The 21,832-nt window shown below is 43.6% G+C and carries 17 protein-coding genes; 3 read left to right on the forward strand and 14 right to left on the reverse strand.

Annotated features, from left to right (window positions below; translation table 11 throughout):
- Window positions 1–13: 13 nt before the first annotated feature.
- The 7 genes from malF to aguB all read right to left on the reverse strand — a co-directional run bounded on the left by malF (window position 14) and on the right by aguB (window position 8,236).
- Window positions 14–1,582: a maltose ABC transporter permease MalF gene (gene malF / locus ACI882_RS03895; RefSeq protein WP_411744177.1), complete on the reverse strand. Its 1,569-nt coding sequence runs from the start codon at window positions 1,580–1,582 to the stop codon at window positions 14–16.
- A gap of 262 nt (window positions 1,583–1,844) precedes the next feature.
- Window positions 1,845–3,026 carry a maltose/maltodextrin ABC transporter substrate-binding protein MalE gene (gene malE / locus ACI882_RS03900; protein ID WP_411744178.1) on the reverse strand — a complete coding sequence of 394 codons (1,182 nt, stop codon included), beginning with the start codon at window positions 3,024–3,026 and terminating at the stop codon, window positions 1,845–1,847.
- Window positions 3,027–3,338: 312 nt separating this feature from the next.
- Window positions 3,339–3,515, reverse strand: a complete 177-nt coding sequence (locus ACI882_RS03905; protein WP_411744179.1) for a hypothetical protein — start codon at window positions 3,513–3,515, stop codon at window positions 3,339–3,341.
- 124 nt (window positions 3,516–3,639) lie between these two features.
- Window positions 3,640–5,400: a methyl-accepting chemotaxis protein gene (locus ACI882_RS03910; protein ID WP_411744180.1), complete on the reverse strand. Its 1,761-nt coding sequence runs from the start codon at window positions 5,398–5,400 to the stop codon at window positions 3,640–3,642.
- Between the two features lie 138 nt (window positions 5,401–5,538).
- Complete coding sequence (locus tag ACI882_RS03915) at window positions 5,539–5,997, reverse strand: hypothetical protein (protein WP_411744181.1); 459 nt, start codon at window positions 5,995–5,997, stop codon at window positions 5,539–5,541.
- A 43-nt stretch (window positions 5,998–6,040) separates the two neighbouring features.
- On the reverse strand, window positions 6,041–7,270 hold the full coding sequence (serA, locus tag ACI882_RS03920; RefSeq protein ID WP_411746593.1) for a phosphoglycerate dehydrogenase: 1,230 nt from the start codon (window positions 7,268–7,270) through the stop codon (window positions 6,041–6,043).
- Window positions 7,271–7,369: 99 nt separating this feature from the next.
- Window positions 7,370–8,236: an N-carbamoylputrescine amidase gene (aguB, locus tag ACI882_RS03925; protein WP_411743918.1), complete on the reverse strand. Its 867-nt coding sequence runs from the start codon at window positions 8,234–8,236 to the stop codon at window positions 7,370–7,372.
- 171 nt (window positions 8,237–8,407) lie between these two features.
- Between aguB and ACI882_RS03930 the strand changes: the two genes are divergently transcribed.
- Window positions 8,408–8,818: a c-type cytochrome gene (locus ACI882_RS03930; RefSeq protein WP_411743917.1), complete on the forward strand. Its 411-nt coding sequence runs from the start codon at window positions 8,408–8,410 to the stop codon at window positions 8,816–8,818.
- 65 nt (window positions 8,819–8,883) lie between these two features.
- On the opposite strand, the gene ACI882_RS03935 is transcribed toward ACI882_RS03930, so the two are convergent.
- The 4 genes from ACI882_RS03935 to ACI882_RS03950 all read right to left on the reverse strand — a co-directional run bounded on the left by ACI882_RS03935 (window position 8,884) and on the right by ACI882_RS03950 (window position 18,111).
- On the reverse strand, window positions 8,884–10,815 hold the full coding sequence (locus tag ACI882_RS03935) for an ATP-binding protein (protein WP_411743916.1): 1,932 nt from the start codon (window positions 10,813–10,815) through the stop codon (window positions 8,884–8,886).
- Complete coding sequence (locus tag ACI882_RS03940; RefSeq protein WP_411743915.1) at window positions 10,812–11,930, reverse strand: ABC transporter substrate-binding protein; 1,119 nt, start codon at window positions 11,928–11,930, stop codon at window positions 10,812–10,814. Before ACI882_RS03940 ends, ACI882_RS03935 begins: the two co-directional genes overlap by 4 nt.
- A gap of 696 nt (window positions 11,931–12,626) precedes the next feature.
- Window positions 12,627–15,452 (reverse strand): M16 family metallopeptidase, encoded by a 2,826-nt coding sequence (locus ACI882_RS03945; protein ID WP_411743914.1) that lies wholly within the window; start codon window positions 15,450–15,452, stop codon window positions 12,627–12,629.
- Between the two features lie 454 nt (window positions 15,453–15,906).
- Window positions 15,907–18,111: an ATP-dependent helicase gene (locus tag ACI882_RS03950; protein ID WP_411743913.1), complete on the reverse strand. Its 2,205-nt coding sequence runs from the start codon at window positions 18,109–18,111 to the stop codon at window positions 15,907–15,909.
- A gap of 109 nt (window positions 18,112–18,220) precedes the next feature.
- Here ACI882_RS03950 and ACI882_RS03955 point away from each other — a divergent pair, with 109 nt between their 5' ends.
- On the forward strand, window positions 18,221–18,475 hold the full coding sequence (locus ACI882_RS03955) for a DUF4404 family protein (RefSeq protein WP_411743912.1): 255 nt from the start codon (window positions 18,221–18,223) through the stop codon (window positions 18,473–18,475).
- 3 nt (window positions 18,476–18,478) lie between these two features.
- Here ACI882_RS03955 and ACI882_RS03960 read toward each other — a convergent pair whose 3' ends face one another.
- The 3 genes from ACI882_RS03960 to ACI882_RS03970 are packed head-to-tail and all read right to left on the reverse strand — an operon-like array spanning window position 18,479 to window position 20,786.
- Window positions 18,479–19,711, reverse strand: coding sequence for a DNA recombination protein RmuC (locus ACI882_RS03960; RefSeq protein ID WP_411743911.1), 1,233 nt, complete (start codon window positions 19,709–19,711; stop codon window positions 18,479–18,481).
- Window positions 19,708–20,361, reverse strand: a complete 654-nt coding sequence (locus ACI882_RS03965) for a TIGR01621 family pseudouridine synthase (RefSeq protein ID WP_411743910.1) — start codon at window positions 20,359–20,361, stop codon at window positions 19,708–19,710. The genes ACI882_RS03960 and ACI882_RS03965 overlap by 4 nt, the downstream gene beginning before the upstream one ends.
- Window positions 20,352–20,786 (reverse strand): SRPBCC domain-containing protein, encoded by a 435-nt coding sequence (locus tag ACI882_RS03970; protein ID WP_411743909.1) that lies wholly within the window; start codon window positions 20,784–20,786, stop codon window positions 20,352–20,354. Before ACI882_RS03970 ends, ACI882_RS03965 begins: the two co-directional genes overlap by 10 nt.
- Window positions 20,787–20,840: 54 nt before the next feature.
- On the opposite strand from ACI882_RS03970, the gene ACI882_RS03975 reads away from it, so the two are divergent.
- Complete coding sequence (locus tag ACI882_RS03975; protein WP_411743908.1) at window positions 20,841–21,827, forward strand: hypothetical protein; 987 nt, start codon at window positions 20,841–20,843, stop codon at window positions 21,825–21,827.
- Window positions 21,828–21,832 lie beyond the last annotated feature (5 nt).

Raw genomic sequence — 21,832 nt, forward strand, 5'->3', positions numbered from 1 at the left:
ATTCTCCCGTTGCTTATTTCTGATTACCGATTTCAACTTTTAAAGCCTTCAAATAGAAGACCGCCATAATACCGATCATGACAAAGATGAACGTCGAAATGGTTGCTCCGAGCGCGTAATCTTGAGTGTCCCCTAAGAATGCAAGTCGGTATGAATAGTTCACTAATAGATCTGTACCACCGGCGGGCGGATTCGAGGCTAACATTAGCGGCTGCCCTTTGGTTAACAGTTGAATTAATACAAAGTTGTTAAAGTTAAATGCAAAAGATGCAATTAAAAGCGGTAACAACGGCTTGATAATAAGCGGCAATGTAATCTTGAAAAAGTTGACTAGCGGGTTTGCACCTTCAAGACTCGACGCTTCATATAAGTCTTTCGGTATAGACTGCAACATCCCCAAGCACAGAATAAACATATAGGGATAACCCAAATACAAGTTTACAAGTAAAATTTTTGTTTTAGACATAGTGATGTCGGTATCCCAGGCTACTTGGAATTGAAATAGGACATCGAGCGCGTGGTTGATTTGACCGAAATTTTGGTTAAACAACGCTTTAAAAATTAACATCAAAATAAAGCCAGGTACGGAGTAAGGCAAGATCAATAGTAACTGATAAATGCCTCGGCCTTTAATGGGCTCCCACTGGACAAAGCTAGCTAAGGTAATGCCAATCATGAACGTCGCTGCAACAGAGAACAGTGAGAAAAAGATAGTCCAGGTAAAAATAGAGATAAATGGCTTTAGCATGTCGGAGTCGGTAACAACTCGGATATAGTTATCTAAGCCGATATTAACTTGAAACCCTGGAGAGACGTACTCGCCATCTTCCTTTTCAAAAAAACCGGTCTCATGATTCGCGGTGACAACTACACCCGTCTCTTGGTTTTCCAAGACCCCGTTGGAGCGCTCAAGCCAGAGCGGGTACATTTCTGAGTACTCTCGTAATTTCGATTTTGCCAACATGGTACCGTCCGGCAATTCAAGTTCAATGTCCGCAAGCGGTTGGCGATAGGTGATAATTGCTTTACGCTCTGCTTCTTCTAAGGTTGGCTCAGACAATATTTGATTTAATGACACAACCATTTTTTCAGTATTATCCAGTGGCAGCGCTTTTGAACTCAGGTATAGGCTACCGTCGTTGCTTTCTAGGCCTAACCGAAACATGTCGCCATCTTCATAAATAGTAAGGCCAAATGAGGTACTGCCTTCTGCAATATAAGTTTGCTGTAAAAAATAATTTTCAGCTTGCGAATAGGCCAACAAGTGAAGATTAGATTTATTGGTGAAGGTCAATCCTAAGGTATACATAATTGGCAGGAGAATAAAAAATGACACGCCAACTAAAGAAGGGAAAATATACCGCCAAACGTAAGCTCTATCAGAGGTAAATACAAAAGCAAAGGCGCAAGTAAAGATGAGCATAACGCCGGCAAAAAGCATTTCTCCTTTGGCATACATTAAAAACGTAATGTATAAGAAAAACACAGACAGTACGCTTACAAAGCCATACTGAACTACTAATTTCCATCTCTCTTGGGCCTGAGCTTCAGGCACCATCGGGATGGCGTTTGCATTCGCCATATTACATCCTCGTGTATTTAGTTCAATATTCTAGTTCATGTAGCGTAAGGAAAAAACGCGCTAATGAGAGGGTTGAGTTTTGTCAAAACACTCTAAACCCTGCTCATACTCTACCAGCGGTGGAAAACTGACTCCACCCCCACTCAACTCATTAAATATAGCCGACTATAACGACAAAGGGGCTTATAGTTTTCACTATAAGCCCCTTTATTTATCTATTTGCTCTTTTATCAGAAAAAGAGCGCCAGATTTTGCATGCTAACTACTTAGTGATACGAGTCGCTGCATCATTCAAAGCATCTTCAACCGTTTGACGACCTTGAGTGATTGCCGACAACGCTGCTTCCATGTTACTCCAGAAAGCACCCATTTCAGGGATGTTTGGCATTGGCTCACTTGTAGTCCAGATCTTATAAGCATCTGCAATACGTGCATTTTCTTTACCAATGGTCTTCATAAAGTCTTTATGCGTTACCGCGCCTAATGCGCGATCATCGTTAACCATGGTTAAACCATCTTCTGTCAACAAGTAGCTTTCGATGAACTCAACGGCTAGCTCTTTGTTTGGAGAAGAAGCATTGATTGCAGCAGAAAGGACACCAGTAAATGCTGCTGGCTTACCTTTGCCGATTTTCGGATAAGGTGCTAATTCAAAGTCGATACCGGCTTTTTCATAGTCAGCCCAAGCCCATGGTCCGTTAATAACACAAGCAACTTCGCCTGCTTTAAATGCGGCGTCAAAGACACCATAGTCAACGCCACCAGGCATAATGCCATCGTCGATTAGGTCTTTAATCATTTGCGCGCCGGCCATTGCACCGGCATTGTTTACGCCAGTCACCTTACCGTTATAAGAACCGTCTACTTGTTCAAACGCAAAACCACCTTCAGCAGTTAAGAAGCCGTATGTAAAGTAGGTGTTATTGTAATCCCACATTAACGTCTTTTTGCCTTGTGCTGCTAGTTCTGGTGCTGCTTTTCTCACATCGTCAATGCTAGCAAATGGCTTTTTAACAATGTCGGTATTACAGATTAAAGTAGGACCTTCAACGTTAATTGGATAACCAAAAATTTGGCCGTTGTAAGTCGTCGCGCCCCAGAATGAATCATCTAAGGCTTTCATAACGTCTTTGCCAGGGTTAACTGGAGAAATAAGACCCGATTTAGCCCACTCACCGAAACGGTCATGTGCCCAAATAAAGACATCCGGCCCTTTACCAATAGCGGCTTCTTGCTGGAACTTACCTGTTGCATCTTCTGGCGTTTCTACCTTAACAGCTACGCCCGTGTCGCTTGCAAATGTATCACCAACAAGTTGTAAGCCGTTATAGCCCTTATCGGAGTTGATCCAAATTGTTAGGCTGCCTTCTTCCCAAGCCATTGCTTGAGTGCCCATTGTTGCACCAGCAATCGCTAATGCAGTAACAAGTGTTTTTTTCATCATAGTAGTAGTGTCCTATCTTATTGTTGTAGAGAGCTAAAGAGTTACGTCAGTACAGCGCCTAAACTAACGCCTTCGGTTGCCTTGTCCAAGGCCTTATTTCTCATTCTGAGGTAAAATCCACCTATTCTGACCTAGGGTTCCGATAGGGGTCTACCATCCAACTTAACTTTGGTTGCCAGCAAAGTTAAACTTTAGCACTTAACAAATGAATTAAAGCTGAACAGCTCTACATCCAGTATAGGCGAACATAATGCAATAAGGAGGAAAACCCGAATAATCGGGCTTTAAGAGATTGGATGCGAAAATAAAATGTTAATCATCATCTAAAAAAGAGTAACGAGATTGCATTTGATAGGCTGCAAGAAAAGCCAATAGTGCTCCCAGTGCGCACAACACAGAGTCTCTAATTATTCCGTTATCTACAAATACCATTGCAGTTCCTAATAAGGTACATGCAATGACAACAATTAGTAAAAACAGCCACTTCATATTACTCTCCTTAGACTGGTGTCAGTGCGACTTGCACCCACAGTGGAAACCAGTCTAGCTCAAGAATTTAGTGATATCTGTCACAAAAACAATTCAACACGAATTGACGGTTTATTGACTTTCATTAGCTAAGCTTAAAGCTATCCACCTTGTCTTTAAGCTGTTCGCTTATCTCTCTCAGCTCTGTTGCAGCGCCTTCCCGTTTCAACGCATTCTCAGATAGATCTGCTACCTGAGTCGCTATTCGTGTAATGGATTCATCTATGCCATTTGCCACAGAAGACTGCTCACTAGTCGCGTCGGCAATTTGACCATTGAACTCACTCATTTGATCCACAACTTCTGCAACATTGCCAATAGCAGTTTGTACTTGCCGAATTTGCTCCATGTTTTCAACACTACTCATTTTTGAAGTTTCCATTTCAGAAACCGCTTGCTGCACGCCTGCTTGTAGCTTTTGCACGGTGTCTTGAATTTCGATCGTTGATTGATTTGTGCGACTTGCAAGGCTGCGAACTTCATCTGCAACCACCGCAAAACCCCGCCCCTGCTCACCTGCACGAGCAGCTTCAATTGCTGCATTAAGTGCGAGTAAGTTGGTTTGTTCCGATATCGCACTAATTACAGCCAACACGGCACCAATTTCTTCCGTGTTTTTAGCCAAATTATTAATCACATCGGCTGAATGAGAAATACGATCAGCTAAAGCGCCTAAGCTATCAACACTGACATTCATTGCACGGCGTCCACTCTCCGTACTTTCACGTGCAGTGACCGCGAGCGCTGATGCTGACTCTGTATTGGCTTTAATATTTGCAGCTGAAGCGGACATTTCGTTGGTTGCAGCGGCGACCATATCCGTCTCCTGCTGCTGCAAAGTAATGCTTTTGGAAAGCTCACTACTTCCTACCCGAGCTGTTTCTGAAATATCTATCAGAGCATGTGCACTGACGGCCATAGCCTCGATTGTTTTCTGAAATTTAGCGATCATTGAGTCAAACGCTGTTGCAATGGTGCCTAATTCGTCGCTACGTTCATATTCAGTGCGTAAGGCGAGGTTATTGGTAGATTCAATGCGCTGAATCACCAAGGTCAATTGTTGAATTGGTTTTAACAGCCCGCGTAAAAACACAACGCCCATTAAAACACCAATAATTATGATGCCTAAGCTCGCCATGACCGATGCATTCGATACCGCTACCACTTCTTTTCGGATCGCTTCGGCTGCTGCAAAAACGGAGTCGCCTGCGGCTTTGATATTACCAGACGCGTTAACAATATCATTCATTGAGTTGGCCTGTTCCGCGACATACTCAGAGCGTAACTGGTTGAGCAATACCAGCACTTTATCTGCCTGCTCCTTAGCACCGTCGCCCATCGACTTGCCCATTGAAACGGAGTTGGTTTCAAACATAGTGAACATTCGCTCCGCATACAACTTGAAGGTCTCTGCTTCTTCTCGGACTGCAGCGAAAACCTCTGCGTTTTTTGCGTCTTGTTGCTCCATAATATCTAGATGGGTTAGTAATTGTTGATGAATATCTCTTCCTGACTCAACCGAATCAATGATGAGGGTCAATGAACCCTGAAAGTACCAATAAGTGGCTTCGTTGAGAAAGTTTATGGCTTCATTGATCTTATTGACCCGCTCAATATCTTCTTGCTGCGCGGAGATCAATGCCAACTGCTGTTCAGTTAGGTTGGATTGCTCTGTAATCAAAACAACTTGAGTATCTACTTGTGGGTTTAGGCCACGAATTGACAGCGTTAAGTAGGAGTTGGCAATAAAAACGATCACGCAAAAGGTCGTGATCAATAAAATGGTACGTGCTTTTATCGACAGTCCAAGTTTACCCTTATCGTTTTGATTAACTGTACTTACCATGAAATGAACCTCTTACAGGAGAAATATGCATTAGCTTTAGCCTAGCAGCATTTTTATAGGTCGCTGTAAGGCTAAATGACGCTAGAAAATCGTCATCTACAAATGGAGTATCGGCCAAAGATTGAGATTCTGAAGAAACTAGTATTGCTGCAGGCGAGCTTTAACTTCGAGCTGAGTGTGAGGCAAGCCAATTAATAGCCACAGCTCACCTTTAGGGCTAACTCGGCTACGAACAACCCTGGCTTCTCGGGAGAGGTATTTTTGCAACCAAACCAACGCTTCCGCTTGTTCTTTAGGGTCGAAAAACCACTGTTGTGACCATTCACTGCTCCACGCAAAGACCTGATCTTGGTATACATGACGGATACGCTCATCAACACTGGCATCGGATAACGGAGATTGCCGCAACTGAGTAATCGGATAACCCATGAGCGTAGGGTCACATATAAAGGCAGGCGCAGGTGTTCGAGTACTATCTGGATAAACGCAACGCGTTAATTCAGTATTGAGAGAGCGCGAACCGCAGGCAACAAAAAGGCCACTCATTGTGCACATAAACACAAATTTAGCGGCCTGTTTTATAGTCGTTATTGGCATAACATTCCTAGTGCTGTTGAAAAGCACTCGGCTTTTCTCGCGATTAAAAAAGTATTCTAGCGCGAATAGTACCATTAACCGCGAGCACTTTCTCTAGCGCCTTTGTTGAGCAATCTGCTGCTACATCGATAACAACATAGCCGATTTGATCAGAGGTTTGTAAGTACTGCCCTATGATATTGATATTATTATCAGAGAATACTCGGTTAATTTCTGATAACACGCCCGGTATATTTTTATGAACATGCAAGATACGATGAGCGCTTGGGTGCGAAGGTAATGCAACTTCTGGGAAGTTAACCGCTGATAATGTAGTGCCGTTATCAGAGTATGTTGCTAGTTTTTCAGCAACCTCGATGCCAATATTTACCTGAGCTTCTAACGTCGACCCACCAATGTGAGGCGTTAGTATGACATTATCGAACTCACGCAACGGCGATACAAATTCTTCACTATTAGAACGGGGCTCTACTGGGAAAACATCTATTGCGGCACCAATTAACCGTTCACTTCTTAATGCTTCTGCTAAATCGTCTATCTCTACCACTGTTCCGCGAGCCGCGTTAATAAACACACTGCCTTGCTTCATTTGGTTAAACTGTGCCTTAGCCATCATCCACTTAGTCGACGCTGTTTCTGGCACATGTAATGACACGATATCGGCTTTGTTTAACAAATCATTCAACGAGCCCGCTTGCTTAGCATTGCCCATCGGTAACTTTGTCACGATATCGTAGAACATGACTTCCATGCCGAGACCTTCAGCTAAAACGCCTAACTGCGTGCCAATGCTGCCATACCCGACTATGCCTAATGTCTTGCCGCGAATTTCGAAGCTGTTTTCTGCTGATTTTTTCCAGCCACCGACATGACAAGCGGCATTTTTTTCAGGGATTCCACGTAACAATAAAATGGCTTCTGCTAAGACCAGCTCGGCAACAGAGCGAGTGTTAGAAAAAGGTGCATTGAAAACGGCAACGCCACGCGCAGCGGCGGCTTTTAGATCTACTTGGTTGGTGCCAATACAGAAACAACCTACGGCAACGAGCTTTTCTGCTGCTTCAAAAACAGATTCCGTTAGCTGAGTTCGAGATCGAATGCCGATAAAGTGAACATTTTTGATTTTTTCAATCAACTCCTCTTCAGGCAAGGAGCCCTTGAGCAATTCAATGTTAGTATATCCGGCGTTGGTTAAGGTATCTAAGGCGCTTTGGTGAACGCCCTCTAATAATAAAATACGAATTTTGCTTTTATCGAGGGATGTCTTGTTCATCTTTGGGCTCTGCATAAGGTGGCTGAAATGGATGCCCGCGGATAGTACCACAGGCTCATGTCAAATTTTTAGCCAATTTTGCAATGTTGTGATGCAATTTCACTGACCGTCTTTGGTCAACAGCGTGTTGTATTGATTTGGTCGTCGGTCCCTGAATAAGCCCCACTCTTCACGCATTGCGCTAATTGCGGTGAAGTCATATTGTACGCAACGATAGCCCGTTTCCGTTCTATCCATTCCCTCAACAATGGCTCCGGTCTCGTCGGTCATGAATGAACAACCATAAAAATCTATAGAGGTATCATCTATAACTTCTTCACCAACGCGGTTACTGGCGATAACAGGCATTATATTTGCCGCAGCATGCCCTTGTTGAGTGCGCTGCCAATGCCCGCTTGAGTCAATATTCACATCGTAAGGCTCTGATCCAATTGCCGTAGGATAAAGCAAGATATCTGCACCCATTAATGCCATAGCACGTGCCGTCTCAGGGAACCATTGATCCCAACAAATACCAACGCCAATTCGGCCATATCTTGTTGACCAGACCTTAAAACCCGTGTCTCCTGGCGTAAAATAGAACTTTTCGGTATAGCCCGGACCATCTGGAATGTGGGTTTTACGGTAAACACCCAGTATTGAGCCGTCGGCATCAATCATCGCTACGGAGTTATAAGACACCTGACCACTGCGTTCAAAAAAACTGATCGGCAGGACGACACTGAGCTCCTTGGCGATGGCTCGAAAATGGTTGACGGCTAGGTTATGGTCTATCGAGGTGGCAAATCTTCGATATTCTTCCTTTTGATGCTGGCAAAAATACATTCGTTCAAACAGTTCTGGCAACAAAATCACCTTGGCCCCATCTGCCGCCGCCTGTCGAACCAACGTTTCTGCACGGGCAATGTTGTCGTGTACATCCCAGCTGCAGGACATTTGAGTAATAGCGACGGTCGTAGTGGTCATGGTAATTCTCGTTTAAAAAGAAGCAAAGAGTATATCAAGGCCTTAATTGTTACAGCCAGTATATTCAGTATTGTTCAGTCTTCGACCTAAGGTTATTGCCGCCTAGCCCCCTATGTCGTTATACTTGCCGCCATTATTAAACTTGCTGACATGAATAAGACGGACAAATACATGAAAAAACTGCTAATTTTGATCACCACATTGACCGCAAGCTTGGTGTTTGCTGAGTATAAGAGCTACGAAGATGAAGTAGCAGAGCGTTTAACACCAGCAGGTAACGTCTGTATTCAGGGCGAAGTTTGTGAAACGGCCTCTGTCACCGCTAGCGCTGCCGATACCGGCCCGAAAAGTGGCGACCAAGTTTACACCACGGCTTGCGCCGCTTGCCATGGTACTGGTGTATTAAATGCGCCTAAACTGGGCAGCGCTGAAGATTGGGCACCTCGTCAAGCCAAAGGCTTAGACACACTATATGACCATGCAATTAATGGCTTTAATACTATGCCAGCTCGTGGTGGTAACTCTGCATTATCTGATGATGAAGTTAAAGCAGCCGTTGATCACATGTTGTCTTCACTTTAAAAGTAAAGCTCTAATTTTTAACATCGAACGAGGGTAGCACTGAGCATTGCTGCCCTTTTTTATACCTAACTCTCCAGCTTTATCGGCAAAACTAATCGAACTGTCGTTCCTTCGTCGAGACTTGAAATGAGCACGACTGTACCCTCCAAAACATCGACGACCATTCGATTAACAATATTTAAGCCGAGTCCGCTGCCCCCTTTACCCAATTTCGTTGTAAAAAATGGATCAAACGCACGCTTTACATGATCCGCAGACATACCAATACCGTTATCACTTATCTCAAGCAGAATTTCCCGTTCAGAAGAGCGCTCTCCTCGAATGTTAATATCAATGGAAGCGCGGCCATCCATGCCATGGTTCACTGCATTAGTTATAACATTGGTCAGAACCTGCATTAGCCCACCAGGCTTAGAGTCCATGGTTATTTTCGAGTCAATATTTAGCTGGATATAAACAGGTAAACGCCGCACTGTAGGGCCAAGGGTGACGACGACTTCCTCTATGACTTGTTTTAAGTTGAACACGCGTTGTTGAGAGCTCGTCTGATCTACCGCAACCTGCTTAAATGACTGGATAAGTTCTTTGGCCCGCTCAAGATTGCGATAACTCATCTCAGTGGTCTCTGATACTTCAGCTAAGAAACTATCAAGACGCGATTTTGTAACCTTACCTGCCTGAAAATCTTTTAAAAATGAATCAATAATATACCGTTGAGAAGATACCGCTACTTTACTGTTGCCTATTGGGGTGTTGAGTTCGTGTGCAATTCCTGCAACTAAACTTCCTAAAGAGGCTAGTTTTTCCGCCTGGACTAATTGATCCATCGTTGTTTCAAGCTGTAATACGCTTTCACTTAATTCAGTATTAGTCGATTCGTATTCTGCTGTTCGTTGCTTCACTCGGTCTTCAAGTTCAAGAGTGAGGGTTTCGTAATCCCTCTCGCGCTGCTCAACCTGGTTCGCCATGGTGTTTATTTGTGACGATAGTAAATTGACCTCTTGAATTTTACTGGTAATCGTTGAGCCTTTATAACTGCCCGCGCTGATATCTAAAGTTAACTGTTTTAACTTTTCAAACGGGGTACTTAGTTGTTTTGCAGACCTATACGAAAAGTAGACGGTTAATAAGCTGGCAAGCAAAGTGACCGACAGCCATATAATTATGGTATTGCGAACAAGCGCGTTAAAACTAACAATGGGTTCGATTACAGCAGCCTGCCAAGGAATTCCGTCCATAGGTACAATCGAAGCCTGATAATCTACTTGCTGCCAAGAAAACTGCCCTCCGCGAACTTGGTCGTTTCTTTGCGTAAATAGCGGATCAAAACCCATGTTAATTTGCTGCAAACTCATTTCTATATCTGGATGGGCTATTATATTCGCTTGTGCATCCAATATAATGACTTGCTGTGCACCTAAGCTCATTCTTTGTACTATTTCAGGTAATCGGTTTATTTCAAATTCGGCCACCAACGTTGTAGAGTTTATTGGCATTTTTAACGCCACCACTCGATTGCCGGTAATAGGGGACACAAATATATTAGACCAACTGGTCAATCTAGATTGCGATTCACCACCCCATAATCTATTAAACGAGATATCTAAACCTATAAAGAGCTGGCGAGAACTTGCTTGGGTCGAAGGTAGGCCAATGGCGGTAATTTGGCTCTCTTTATTGGCGATGTAGACAGTAGAGAACATATTTGAACTTTGCACAAAGCCGGTTAACTGCGTTGACAAATCAGCGTAATTTTTTGAATTAGCGGAAATATCATAGGCAATGAGCTTTAAGTGTTCTTCAGCACCTTCGAGCACGGTTTCAACTTGATTAGATACGGAATAAGCTAATCGCTCCTGATGGCCTTGTAAGTTTGCGCTAATAGTAGGTACCACAAAGACCACAATAACGAACGCTGCAACAATAACGGCAATAAGTGTTGTCTTCATTTGTTGCGACAATAATTCAATAAAGAGTGTTCGTGTTTTGGATATCATTTAATAGCGTCTATGGTTATAAACTGTCCATTTCTTATTTGCGTAAGGGTCAAAAACCCAGCACCCACCTCATCGCCATATTGATTGAGTTCAACATCGGCGAGCACGGTACTAAAGGTTCCGCGACTAATAAGCTCAGCTTTTATTTCTGGACCATCGCGGCTTGTTTGTAATACATCTATGGCAATTAATGTGGCGTTATATGCCATGAGTGCAGGAAACCCAAGCTCGCTTTGGAAGCGAGTTTTAAAGGTGTTTGCTAAGGTTATCATGCGTGGGTCATTACTGCCCTGATCTATGTATCGATTCACATAGATACCATCCGAATTACCACCTAGCAGTTCGATAAGTTGGTCAGTGCCGGCCCATTCACTCGCCCCTATGATGCCTTCATAATCTATACTTTTAAGCTGCTGAATCAATACTGCGGTATCGACAGAGTTAGTAATCAATAACAGCAGCTGGCTATCAATGCTCTTGAGTTCATTGACGACCGCGAGCAGCGACGCTCTATCTTCCGTCTCTTCGTAACGTATTACGCGTTGTTCTTGTAACCCTAGCTTCAGGGCATCGCTTAGAAACTCGTTACGCCAGCCTTCGGTATAAGCACTGTTACTAGTATTGACAATAATAGTGTAATTACGAACCCCTTTCGCGTGCATAGCCTTAGCAAAGTAATCGGTCGCGTAACTTAGATCAGAAGCCGTTCGAAAAAAATAATCATCAAGGTTACTAACTTCGGTTGTGGTGATTGTCGTTCCGATCGTCGGAATTTGAGCTGCATTTATCATGTCAATCATATTAACTGCCATAACGCTCATACCCGGTCCGATGATTATATCTACCTGCTCATCAATCAACGTCTGCGTTACTGCACGAACTCGCTCAATGGTTTGATGATTATTCACTGCAATCAATTCAATTGGCTGGCCAAACAAACCTCCGCGAGCATTCTGTTCTTCAATCGCTAACATAGCGCCATTACGAGATGAAAGCGCAACATCCGATCTGGAGCCTGACAACCCCGCAATAAAGCCAATTTTAGCCGGCTCAGGTTTTGAGCAACTAGTTAATGCAAGAAAGGCCAGCATTAATGAGATTAAGATAGGATTCATCCAAACAGTCCTTTGGATATAAGCATTAGTTGACAGAAGTGTAGCCTAATATCTTAGGTTGTCGACGTGGTTTGCGAGCAAGCGAGCTGGAAGATACTGGAGCAGAAATCTATGGTTCCGCATCATCATAGTCAACAATATACCCATTTAAGAATATAGCCCATGTTAAGTATCTTTAAGCACCATGTGTGTCGCTTTGTTTTCAAGTTGGGTCAATTACGCAATGCTTACGATTGAATTGGGATTCAACAATTGGCTGATAATCAATATCGGTAGCCATGCTTTGTTTTCTAACCAGAGACATAGTAGCTTTTAAATCAAGCTGACAAGACGCTGCGAGACTCAATACTTTCCCAGCCAGCTTGGGAGTACTATAGGATGTACCGACCTTAACGTTTCCATTTGATACAATGTGTGAATAGCCAGAATAGGATATAAAATGATCACGAATGGTTTCACTTACTCCCAGATAAGCAGATTGCGCGCCATTATTTTTTTTAGTATCCGATAGCTAAAGTCTGAGTCTACCAATCCAATTTTTAACTCATTGGAAAAGCAACCACTGCAAAGCACCAGTAAAAAAATATGAATTTTCATTGAGAGTTTATCTACATTTTAAAATGAAATTTCGTGCTGCTTTTACAAACGCCAAGGGCTATTGGTCCAATAGCCCTTTATTAAAACTATTTGTGTTACCTAGGGGTGGTGAACTGCAACCACTTTTTTACCACTTAATAACCTAGCAAGTAAGTCATTCACTTGCTCAGTTGTGACAGTGGCAAGTATCGCCTCACCATTATCATAATCTGTAATATCGCCACCTAAAAATAGAATGCCGGTCAGATTATTCAAAATACCTGTATTGGTGGCGAGGTTTTGTTTTTCTGATTCCGCAACACGATGAGTTGCTTCCGAAACCTCCTGGTCCGTCAACGGGGTTTCTATCAGTTTTTGCAAGGTGTCATCCAATGCGGTTAGGGCTTCTTGTTCACGAGCTGGGTCTGTACTCATGTGAATTTGCAACTGCCACTGCTGTTGATCAAAAGTCTGAATCCCTTGATAAACCGCCGTTCCGTAAGTGAGGCCAGAGTCTTCGCGTATCGCTTTATGTAAGCGTTTATCTACGGCTTGAATCATCACTTCCGACGCTAAGTAACGTTGCAAGTCAACGGGTAATTCTGACTGTGCAAAAAGGTAGGTGATATCGGTTTTTTCTTCAGCCTGACCCGCAACGCGGATAAATCGACTCTCTGTGGTGATTGGCCCCAAACTTCTGCTGACACTTGGTCCAAGCAATGGCAAACCTGCCAAATAAGTCTTTAACGCGGGAGCGACTTGCTCTGGCGTTACATCACCCACAATAGCCACAATAACCCCCTGATTATCCTTTAGAATCGACTCTTGCACGGCAATAAGGTCAGCGCTTGTAACCGCAGCAATATCGTCAGGGCTAAAATAAACATAACGAGGATCTTCAACGCCATATACCGCCGCTAAGAACTGCTTTTCAAATTCATACGAAGGGGTTGCTTGGTATTGTGTACTATGCTCCACACTGCTGTTTAAGGTTAGAGCGATCATTTGCTCGTTCAATGCAATATCGGTCAATGAACCTGAGGTTAGCTTTAACATCTGGCTTAACTGGTTTGCTTGACCGGAAAATTCGACCCCGCTAGCGTTTTCATCAATAAAGACATTGTAACCAATGCCATCAAGATCTAATTTATCGAAAAAATCTTGGCCACTTCGGCCTTCAAGCCCTGAACGAAAACGGACTTCACCCCATTGCTCCGATGCTGCAATTAAGTCATTACTCATTTGGCGATTACCACCAAATACCATGGTTTGGGTATAGACACGGCTCGGTTCAATGTCGCTTTGCTTAAGAACGACAGTAATGCCATTCTCTAGCGCCCAAATAAACAAACCTTCATCTTCTGTTAGGTCAAATTCTTGGCTAATGGAGCCTAGGAATTCGTAATTGAGTTCTCCTACCGCTGCAGAAGTTTCAACAGGCGCACTTACTTCTTTTTGCCAAGCCTCCGCGTATATTGCGGACCAGTCTTGCGTCTCGGGTGTGATTGTTTTCGGGTGATAAAAAAAGGCGGCTAGGTCTTGTGAGCCGATGGTTTTAGCAATGTACTGATTGATTTTTTCAAGTTTAACGACATCTGCCATTTTTTCCGATTCAATAACCGCAGCATCAATATCTTCAAACGCCATATTTGCGCTTAAAAAATACATCAAATAGTCGGCATGACTCCCGCTATCGACACCTTGCAACCAACTTTGAATATTCTTATTCTGCATAAGAATTTTTTGTTTAGCTGTTGCAAACTCGGAAGCCGTTATACCATATTGTTGTAGGCGGTTAAGCTCTACTGATATATCGTTAAGCGCTTGGTTTTGTTGCCCATCATAAGCTGTCGCCCATACATTTAGGTATTTAGTTTGTTCAAAAAATTCACCTGTTTGAGAGCCTGCATCAATAATGGCGGCCTCTGAAACCTCACCCAATCGTTGTAATCTTGCACTTAATACAGACGTATAGACCTGATCGATAAAATCAATCTCGCGGGCAAGTGGCGTGTCGGAGTCATAACGATGTACAGGCATATATAACTGCCATTGATGGCTTGTGACATTACTGTCGGTGACACCTTTAAAACGAGAACCTTCTATTGCAACGGAACCTAATGCGTAATTGATCTCAGAGGTTGGCTCAGCAGACCATGGCGTAAAAACCGTACTAATTGTTTCAACCGCATCAAAAGCGCCTTCTGGATACACTACAACAAACTCAGCATTGTCTGGGCGGTACCATTTCTGATAATAATCTTTTAGCTGTGCGGCCGTTGCGCTGGCCACAATATCTTTATCGCCAATGGGCAAACGATTCAGCAAATGCGTACCTTGATACAAGTCGTTATATTCTTGCAACCATGACTGCTCTTCAGTACCAAAGCTAGAGCGCCATTCTTCAATCACCACCGGAGCCTCTTTAGAAACTTCCTCTTGAGTAAAGCTAATGGCTGTTGCCCAGTCGTACATCACTTCAAATGCGGTATCAATAAGCTCAGGTTGATCAGCGGGAATGGTAAGTTTATAAACTGTCTCATCAAAAGAGGTATGAGCGTTGATATCGCCACCGAAACTCATGCCTGCTGATTCAAAAAACTCGACGATATCATTTTTTGGAAAACGTTCAGTGCCATTAAAGGCCATGTGCTCAACAAAGTGTGCAAACCCTGATTCAGCATCTGTCTCGACCAATGACCCAGAGCGTATTCGTAAGCGCAACTCTACACGGTCACGAGAACCATTATCGGGTAACGTTTTTACATCCCAGTCTAACCCGTTCGGCAATGAACCACTTTGAATAAGCGGATCAGGCACAGCCTGCCACGCTTGCTCAGTGCTGAATGAAACGCCTTGAGAGCGCTCTGTTGAGTGCGGTGACAGGACACTGCAACCTGCGAGCACAACGACAGACAAGGTAGCGCCAATAAATAGCTTTTTCATTAAGGTTCCTTCTATGATTTTAAAATATGAATAATTTAAATAAATACTTGGATAGGTTAAACGCTGTTATTAGCGAATTAATTCAGTAGAAATATGTTTCGACTAACAATGATAATGGTTACATCATATCCACCTTACATTTATAAATTAAAATATCTTGCACAATTTCTTTATGCGAATAGCGGACGTTAACAAACAGAAAAATAGTTGCAGTCACAATTAAGAACAGGGAAATAATTATGATGGGATAAGACAGTGGGCATTACCATTCCTTTTCAAAAAAAATAAAACATGACAAACTCTATTGTCAGTTCTGAGCGGTCCTTGCTCGATTCGGCGGGCATCTTAGTGAGTTATTGGGATTTTGGCAACAGCTTTATCTAACAGTATTCAATATTGTGATCGAGATCAACGATTAGAAAAAATTAATCAATAACCAACTAATCATCATTATTTAAAACTTAATCAACGGCAACACAATACTTCTCTCAAACTCTCTTATCTTTTTCTCAGCTAAAAAGTGTATTGATAATCTAGTGGGGCTTTCTTTAACAATTTGCCCTATACCTAAGCTTGGGTGAGATATCGTTTGACCGATTAAGGTGTCGTTAGAGTGCCCAAGTGTCCAATCCACTTTCAGAGGCGAGTCTAGGCAGTTGATATAATGTTCAACGCTGGGTCGGTGCATTAATCGTGGTAGGGATATGGTCTGTTGCTGTTCTTCTAGTGCTTGGAACAAGGTCGGTAAGCCTTTAACAAAATCCATTGGTAAAAAGGGTGACTGGGGTTGCTCTGAACTTTCTTTTGGCAGCAATAAAATTAGTTTTTCTTGTGCTCGTGTTATGGCCACATAAAGTAGACGACGTTCACTAGCAAGGGAACTCGGGCTTGCGTGTTCATGTTCAGGTTCATAAGGAAAGAAGCTACCATTAAGCTCAGGGATGATAACAAGCGGCCACTCTCTGCCTTTGGCTTTATGGATAGACGATATTAATACCCCGTCTGCTTTGTTATTACGCTTACGTTGCAAAAGCTCTGCTAGGTGCGCCGTTGCTTCACTGGCGAGCCAATTATTTTGTCTTAAAAATCTTGCAAAGGCTTTGACTGTGGCAATTTGATCATCAACCTGGGCGACGGAAAATGCGTTGTCTTTCAGGGCGTCATAGTAGTCGGTGGCTTGAGTCCAGCCCACTGTTAACTCATAAGCGCTGGCTTTGCCTCGTTCGGCTTTTTCTATCCAACGCGCACGTTCGAGTAACTGCTCTGCCTGATACTTTGACAGTGATTCTGGAATGGCATTGCGCAAAGCCTGGCCCCAGTTTTTAGAATGTGAAACGAGCGATTTCATTAATGTATCAGTCACGGCTTTTTTAACTTTTAAAAATGGCTGCGTTAGCAACGCTTGCCAAGCCGCACGTCTTATTGTCACCGACCAATTTGCAGCCTCGCCGCTGGCCAACTGGAACAGCACTCTGAACGGTTTAAGCTCGTGTCTCTCCAATACCATGGTGTTGTTATCAAGCCGATAGGGGATATTTTCTGCCAGCAGCAGCAACTCTAAACGGACGCTGTTTGACCATAGTCGATTCAGCACCGCTATCTCTGTTAACGGCCTATTTTCTGCCCACAACTTGATACTTTTTAAAGCGGTAGTTGCACTGTCATCACTGACAATCGCTTCAACTTCTGTGTTGGGCGTTGAGCTATGCGAAAAACATTGAGTTCGAGCGTGATCGGCATGGTAGTTACCCGCAATCACCTGATTCGCCAACAAACTTACGCTGTCGCCAAAGCGGAAGGTGTTGCTTAAATGATAGTCTGTTACCGCTTCATATTGCTCAGAAAATTTATGGGTTAGTAAGCTTGGGCGTGAACCGCGAAATTCATAAATGGTTTGGTCCGGATCACCTACGACAATAACTTGCCCCCGTTCGCCATGGAGTACGTCTAACAAGTATTGCTGGGTTGGGTTAATGTCTTGATACTCATCCACAATGATTTCATCCATGTGGGCGGCAAAATGTTTAGCGACATTTGGCTCCCGCTGGAAACGAATGGCTGGTTCGTAAAGCAAGTCACTAAAAGTCAGTTGTTGGCTCTGTGCTCGCCAGTCTTCAAAATGATCAAACGCTTCTATATACAGTTCGCAACTTTTCGGTAGGCCTGATCGTTCAAAGACAATTGAAGGCGATTCTAACGTGCTTTTAACTTGTTCAATGAACGCCACCAGCGGTTCTACCCACTTTTTTTTCCGCGATAGAATGTCTTCGGCTAGGGTTGCATCGGCAATTGAACGCAATATACGCCACAACGCTAATTCAATTTCACTGTCTTTAAGCAGCTCTCGCTTAAAACGTGGCATGTGACCTTGCTCAACTAACCGCTCACAAAGCTTGTAGCCTAAAGAGTGGAAGGTACGAACGTTGGGTAGGCTTCGTTGCATTATACCCGATTGTTCAATTAATCGCCGCTGGAAGTCGAGCTGCGCTGATTTATTGTACATTAGAATCAGCATTCGTTTAGCCGATACACCGGCAGCTAGGCGAGCAAAAACATAGGCCGTTAAGGTCTGTGTTTTACCTGATCCGGCCACGGCTATAATACGGGCATGCCCTGACGGGTGTTGAATAACCTGATTTTGTTCGCTGGTATAGTGCACTTAATTGACATCTGACAAGAAAAAACCAAAAGACAGAATAGCACTTTGGCGACGTGCAACAAACCTTGCTATAGTGAATCATAGCATTACACACAAAGGAGCCTTCACCATGCCTAAAACAGAACTTAAGAGTTTATTTCAACGTTTGCGCGAAAAGCTACCTGAGTCAGAGGCCAGCTCAACGCAACAATTGCTTTTAGCTAAAATTCAATACCATATCCATGAGGAAGGTGAAGAAAACCCAGAAGAACCTTCCTTGCGTGAATCTGTTGAGATATTACTCGATGAAATTGAAGCTGAGCATCCAAAAAGTGCGGCCATTGCCAAAAACATTCTCGAAACACTGGCCTCTATCGGAATTTAGACGCTAGTCTTCCATGCGTCGCGTAGGTTGATCTGGCATTTGCTTGCTGGTTGGCGCACCCAATTCTTTAAGCTTTTCAACTTGGTCGAGCAGGGAACCTCGACCATCTCTTAAGGTTCCCATCGCTTCTTGCCAAGTCGATTGGGTGGCATCTACTTGCTGGCCTACTTTTTCTAACTTTTTAACTAGCACGGTCATTTTGTCGTAAATTTTACCGGCCAGCTGGAACAACATAGAAGCGTTTTCGTTTTGCTTTTCAAGTGCCCACATGGTGGCGACGGTTTTTAACGTAGCTAATAATGTTGAAGGCGTCACTACAATGATGTTGCGATCAAAGCCTTCATTAAATAGGCTTTGATCTGCTTCAAAAGCTGCAACAAAGGCGCTTTCAATGGGCATAAACATTAAAACAAAATCTGGCGCATTTATGCCCGATAACGCTGCGTAGTTTTTATCACTTAGGCTACGAATATGCGTGCGCACTGCCATTACATGCTGTTTTAAGTGGCTTTCTCGGTCAGCCCCTTCCGCAGCGCCAATATAATCATGATAAGCATTTAGGCTGACCTTGCTGTCCACTATAATGTGTTTATTTTCGGGTAGGTAAACGATAAAGTCAGGCCGTTGATTTTGGCCTTGATCGTTTTTAAAGTTTGCTTCACGTTGATATTCGCGGCCTTTTTTCAGGCCGACGCTTTCGAGTATTCGTTCTAACTGCAGCTCACCCCAGTTGCCTTGTAACTTTTTGTCGCCGCGCAAAGCTAAGGTTAAGTCTTCTGCTTGTTTATGCAACTGGCCATTAAGTTCGCGTAAGTGATTTAGCTGTGCCTGCAACATGGCACGACCTTGAGTGTCATGAGTGTGTATGTCGTCGACACGTTTACGAAATTGCTCTAATTGCTTTTCGAATGGCTCGAGCAATGCACTCATGCTGGCTTGCGACTGCTGTCTAAACTGGCTGTTTTTTTGTTCAAATAAGTTATTCGCCAATAGCGCAAACTCTTTTTTGATTTGTGCTTTACTGGCTTCGAGTTCGCGCATTTGAGCCAACTGGCCTTCTAAATTTGCGATAGCTATATGTTTTGTCGTTAAGTCGGCACGCAATTTCGCATGTTCTACTTCAACTTTCTGCTGCCGAAAATGATTCAACAATAGAAAGGTTAATAAGGTAAGCATAATGCCCAAAATAAAGGCAGCGGCGAATAAACTCGGATCCGCAAATAGCCATTCAATCATAGGGTTATTTTCTCAAGCCATTGGGTGAACAAACCGTATTCAGGTTGAGCGCTTACTTCAAAAAACTGATCTTGATAAGTAAATGATAGTTTCCATGCGTGTAAGTAGAGCCTATCCGCTGGCGAGCCAGCATAAAGCTTATCTCCCAGTATCGGGCTGCCAATACTCTTCATAGCCACTCTCAATTGATGCGTCTTGCCAGTCTTGGGTGTCAGTTTAAAGCCACGTACCCCAGGGGATATTGCCTCAGATTCAAAATAAGTCATGGCTGGGTTGTCCTGACTACGCAACAGTTTAAATTGTCCTCGCCGACTAGGCGCCATATCACCTTTTATCCAGCCTTGCTTTTTCTTCGGCTTTTGATCGCTAATGGCCAAGTAGGTTTTAGCTACAGAGCGCGTTGCAAAGGCTTGGCTTAGCTGCTGGTTTGCTTCTCGACTCAGTGCCACAATAAGCACACCAGAAGTAGGTTTATCTAGCCGATGCACAGGAAAGCATGGCTGGTTTAATGTTTTACTGAGCCAAACTAATACACTCGGAGCCTGGTCATCACGTTGTACTGTCCAACCGATTGGTTTATAGACGAAACAGAAGCCATCGTGCTGCTCAATAATATGGGGCACAGTTAAGAGAGCCTTATTTATGTCCATGCGCCCAAATCAACTTCATCGTTTGGATTGATTTCAGTCGCCATAGATTGCCGTAAACGATCAACAGTGACGCCCCAGAAGGTGTTTAAGCTGGCCAATTGATCCAACTCTTCACGTAAGTCTCGGTGTTCAAGAATTAATCTTTGCTTTTGGCCTTCTGTTACAAGTCGCCAATGTATTAACGTATTCTGCCATTCCTCTGGCCCCTGAATACATAACCATTCTAACGCTTGATCGGGAATATCTTCGACAACTTTCATAATCATGGGTGCTGGGCCAGAACTGTTCGATAAACACCAGCTGTCGCCGCCTGAGATACTCACCTCATCAGGCCACCAACTCACTAACCCTTGACGTGTGGTTAAGGCCGTCCAAACTTCGCTAGGAGAAGAGACTGTTTTTATTTCATGATAGAGTGTAGACATAGTATGGTACTTCCAAGCTATTGAGCTATTTCAGTAAAGTTTAACAGAGTATTCTTGATGCGTAACAGTGCGACTTCTAACAATGCATTTACCATGTCACCTGAAGGTTCGTTAAATCACCTGCCTGTCGATTGTTCTGGTTTAGCGCCTGGAGACCCCTTATTTGGTAGGCACATAAAAACAGGTGCGCAGTTGGCATCGAGTTTAGCATTTCAACAGCTAATTACTGAACTTATCACCGACCGAATGATGACCATACGCCACTTTTTGGATCGGTTTGTCATTAGTAATCCTATACATTACAAGGTTCTACTTTGCTTTAGCAAGCGCCTTACCTGTGTTGTGAAAACAGCCATCGAAGGCTTAAATTGGCCAAAGAAGCCGCGAACCTCACTCATACAGTTAATAGAGCACTGGCGAAATACCAACACAATAGTACTGTCAGGCGGCCTAACAACGGGCTCCTTTGGTCAAAACCTCGCCTCTATGTTAGAGCAAGAACTGATAGGAAGCTCGGTCATCCACTCGCCATGGGCCGGCAAAACAGCACTCGTTGGCATGGCTCAAACCGTTAAAAGTTATGAAGATCTATTGGCGATTGATTTTGGCGCAACGGGCGTTAAGCGAGCCGTCGCTTCTCACTATGGCAACCGGCTCAATGAACTCAAGGAAATACCAACTGCATCTTATACCGATATAGACGGAAAAATAGGTAAGCACGGCCTAATAGAAATATTGACACAAACTCGGCGAGAACTCGATCACAGTATGCCCGTGGCTATTAGCATTGCCTGTTATTTAGACGGTGGGCATCCATTTAAGTACGCCTCTGGGATCTATTATCCATTAGAAGCAGATTGTGACAATCTCGCGGAAGCGCTCAATAATCAATGGTTACCGGCTTGCGGGTTTCATGGCTTAGCACTTTTAGAGCACGACAGTACCGCAGCGGGCTTAGCATTTGATTTTACGCACCCTGCGATGATGATTACATTAGGGACCGGCCTCGGCTCTGGGCCATGCCCACAAGTACTAGAATAGACCCA

Source organism: Reinekea sp. (assembly GCF_046710285.1).
In the GTDB taxonomy this organism is placed as follows: domain Bacteria; phylum Pseudomonadota; class Gammaproteobacteria; order Pseudomonadales; family Natronospirillaceae; genus Reinekea.

Coding starts and splice junctions, on each gene's coding strand:
- malF (WP_411744177.1), bottom strand. CDS start 1,582: ATGGCGAATGCAAACGCCATCCCGATGGTGCCTGAAGCTCAGGCCCAA.
- malE (WP_411744178.1), bottom strand. CDS start 3,026: ATGATGAAAAAAACACTTGTTACTGCATTAGCGATTGCTGGTGCAACA.
- ACI882_RS03970 (WP_411743909.1), bottom strand. CDS start 20,786: ATGTCTACACTCTATCATGAAATAAAAACAGTCTCTTCTCCTAGCGAA.
- ACI882_RS03940 (WP_411743915.1), bottom strand. CDS start 11,930: ATGAATCCTATCTTAATCTCATTAATGCTGGCCTTTCTTGCATTAACT.
- ACI882_RS03955 (WP_411743912.1), top strand. CDS start 18,221: ATGCCTAAAACAGAACTTAAGAGTTTATTTCAACGTTTGCGCGAAAAG.
- ACI882_RS03930 (WP_411743917.1), top strand. CDS start 8,408: ATGAAAAAACTGCTAATTTTGATCACCACATTGACCGCAAGCTTGGTG.
- ACI882_RS03915 (WP_411744181.1), bottom strand. CDS start 5,997: ATGCCAATAACGACTATAAAACAGGCCGCTAAATTTGTGTTTATGTGC.
- ACI882_RS03945 (WP_411743914.1), bottom strand. CDS start 15,452: ATGAAAAAGCTATTTATTGGCGCTACCTTGTCTGTCGTTGTGCTCGCA.
- ACI882_RS03935 (WP_411743916.1), bottom strand. CDS start 10,815: ATGATATCCAAAACACGAACACTCTTTATTGAATTATTGTCGCAACAA.
- ACI882_RS03965 (WP_411743910.1), bottom strand. CDS start 20,361: ATGGACATAAATAAGGCTCTCTTAACTGTGCCCCATATTATTGAGCAG.
- ACI882_RS03910 (WP_411744180.1), bottom strand. CDS start 5,400: ATGGTAAGTACAGTTAATCAAAACGATAAGGGTAAACTTGGACTGTCG.
- aguB (WP_411743918.1), bottom strand. CDS start 8,236: ATGACCACTACGACCGTCGCTATTACTCAAATGTCCTGCAGCTGGGAT.
- serA (WP_411746593.1), bottom strand. CDS start 7,270: ATGAACAAGACATCCCTCGATAAAAGCAAAATTCGTATTTTATTATTA.
- ACI882_RS03960 (WP_411743911.1), bottom strand. CDS start 19,711: ATGATTGAATGGCTATTTGCGGATCCGAGTTTATTCGCCGCTGCCTTT.
- ACI882_RS03905 (WP_411744179.1), bottom strand. CDS start 3,515: ATGAAGTGGCTGTTTTTACTAATTGTTGTCATTGCATGTACCTTATTA.